A 2,066-nucleotide genomic window follows, 5' to 3' on the forward strand; every position below is an offset into this window, starting at 1 on the left:
CTTGTGGTCCTGAGCGGTGCCGAAGGGCAGCGCCGTGGTGCCATCGCACAGGCAGAAGAAGCTCGCCTCCTCGCCGGTCAGAAATTCCTCGACCACCACCTCGGCGCCGGCGGCGCCAAAGGCGCCATCGAAACAGGCGTCGAGCGCGACAAGCGCCTCGGGGAGCGTCATGGCGATGGTGACGCCCTTGCCGGCGGCGAGCCCGTCGGCCTTGATGACGATCGGCGCGCCCACCTTCTCGACATAGGCCCTCGCCGAGTCGAGGTCGGCGAAGCGGCCATAGGTGGCGGTCGGGATGTCGTATCTAGCGCAAAGGTCCTTGGTGAAGCCTTTCGAGCCTTCGAGCCGCGCCGCCCGCTTCGACGGACCGAAGACGCGGATGCCCTCGCCGCGCAAGTCATCGGCAATGCCGGCGACCAGCGGCCCCTCCGGCCCGACGACGACGAGATCGATCTTGTTGTCCTTGCAAAAGCCAGCTACCGCGGCGTGGTCGGCAATGTCGAGCTTGACCAGCTCGGCGTCACGGCCAATCCCCGGATTGCCGGGCGCGGCATAGAGTTTGGTCAACAGCGGCGAGGCCGCGATCTTCCAGGCCAGGGCATGTTCGCGGCCGCCGGAGCCGATCACCAAAACGCGCATGCCGATATCCCCAGTCATCCACGACAGGACCTCCCGCTATTGCCCCGGGGCCGGCGGGTCAAGGCTTTTGGCTCGCTCGATGCCGGTTGCGCACGGGAACGTCGCGCCAGGGGCGCCACGTTTCACGCCGATGGGCGGGTCACGTCGGCGCGGTCAGCGCTGGAAAACGACCGGAAACCAGTCTTCACGCAATTTCGGGCCGGGCTGCATGCCGTGCCCCGGATAGGGCGGCGAGGTGCGACCCGGACGCTTGACATAATGCGCGCGGCCGCTTGACGGCGCTCACCGCTGCTGCCACTCCAGCACGATGGAAACCATCCAGTCGAAAGCGGCGCAGGGCCGCGTCGCAGACGCGCCGAGCGGTCACTGGGTCTACCGCGCGCTGCCGCGCGGGCTCTGGCCCTATGCGCAGCTCGCGCGCTGGGATCGCCCGATCGGCTGGCAATTGCTCTTGTGGCCGTGCTGGTGGTCGGCCGCTCTTGCGGCAAGCGCCTATCCGCGTCCGACGGATCCGCTGCTGACCCTGCTGCCGGCGCCCTGGTATCTCTTGCTGTTCCTGGTCGGCGCGATTGCCATGCGCGGCGCCGGCTGCACCTATAACGACCTGGCCGACGAGGACATCGACAACCAGGTCGGGCGCACGCGCTCGCGGCCGCTGCCGGCAGGCAAGGTAACGCGCCGGCAGGCCTGGGTGTTCCTGGTCATCCAGGCGCTGGCGGGCCTGGCGGTGCTTTTGCAGTTCAACAGCTTCGCCATTCCGCTCGGCATCGCCTCGCTTGTCATCGTCGCGATCTACCCGTTCATGAAGCGGATCACCGACTGGCCGCAATTCGTGCTCGGGCTAGCCTTTTCCTGGGGCGCGCTGATGGGATGGGCGGTCGAGTTCGGCGATCTCGATGGCCCGGCCATCATGCTCTATATCGGGTCAATCCTGTGGGTGATCGGCTACGACACGATCTACGCACATCAGGACAAGGAAGACGACGCCATCGTCGGCGTGCGCTCGACGGCGCGCCTGTTCGGCGACAACACCAGGACCTGGCTGGTCGGCCTCTATGGCGGCGCGCTCGCCTGCTTCGCCATCGCCTTCGCCTCGGCGCAGGCGCCGATGCCGGCGCTGGCCGGGCTGATCGCCGCCGGCGCGCATATGGCGCGACAGATCGCGAAGCTGAACATCGACGATGCGGACCAGTGCCTCAGGCTGTTCAAGTCGAACAACCAGGTCGGCTGGCTGATCTTCCTCGGCCTGATCGGCGGCGCGCTGTGGGTGGCGCTGAAGCCGCTGCTGTAGTTCTCCCTTCTCCCCGTTCAACGGGGAGAAGGTGGCGGCAGCCGGATGAGGGGCAGCGCGAGCCTTGCAGGCAAGGAGAAATGTACAGCGGTTATACGGCCTCTGATCGGCTTTCGATGTGGCCAAACCCTGAGGT

The 2,066-nt window shown here is 67.0% G+C and carries 1 protein-coding gene and 2 pseudogenes; 1 reads left to right on the forward strand and 2 read right to left on the reverse strand.

What is annotated here, in order from left to right; translation table 11 throughout:
• Together EN742_RS32935 and EN742_RS39805 are read right to left on the reverse strand one after the other, a co-directional pair.
• Positions 1-639 (reverse strand): annotated as a pseudogene (locus EN742_RS32935) (phosphoribosylamine--glycine ligase); the annotation flags it as partial.
• 153 nt (positions 640-792) lie between these two features.
• Positions 793-903 (reverse strand): annotated as a pseudogene (locus EN742_RS39805) (phytanoyl-CoA dioxygenase); the annotation flags it as partial.
• A 43-nt stretch (positions 904-946) separates the two neighbouring features.
• Between EN742_RS39805 and ubiA the strand changes: the two are divergent.
• Positions 947-1,930, forward strand: a complete 984-nt coding sequence (gene ubiA / locus EN742_RS32945; protein ID WP_127406407.1) for a 4-hydroxybenzoate octaprenyltransferase — start codon at positions 947-949, stop codon at positions 1,928-1,930.
• The last annotated feature ends 136 nt before the right edge of the window (positions 1,931-2,066 follow it).

The sequence above is a fragment of the Mesorhizobium sp. M4A.F.Ca.ET.020.02.1.1 genome (assembly GCF_004022645.1).
Taxonomy (GTDB): domain Bacteria; phylum Pseudomonadota; class Alphaproteobacteria; order Rhizobiales; family Rhizobiaceae; genus Mesorhizobium.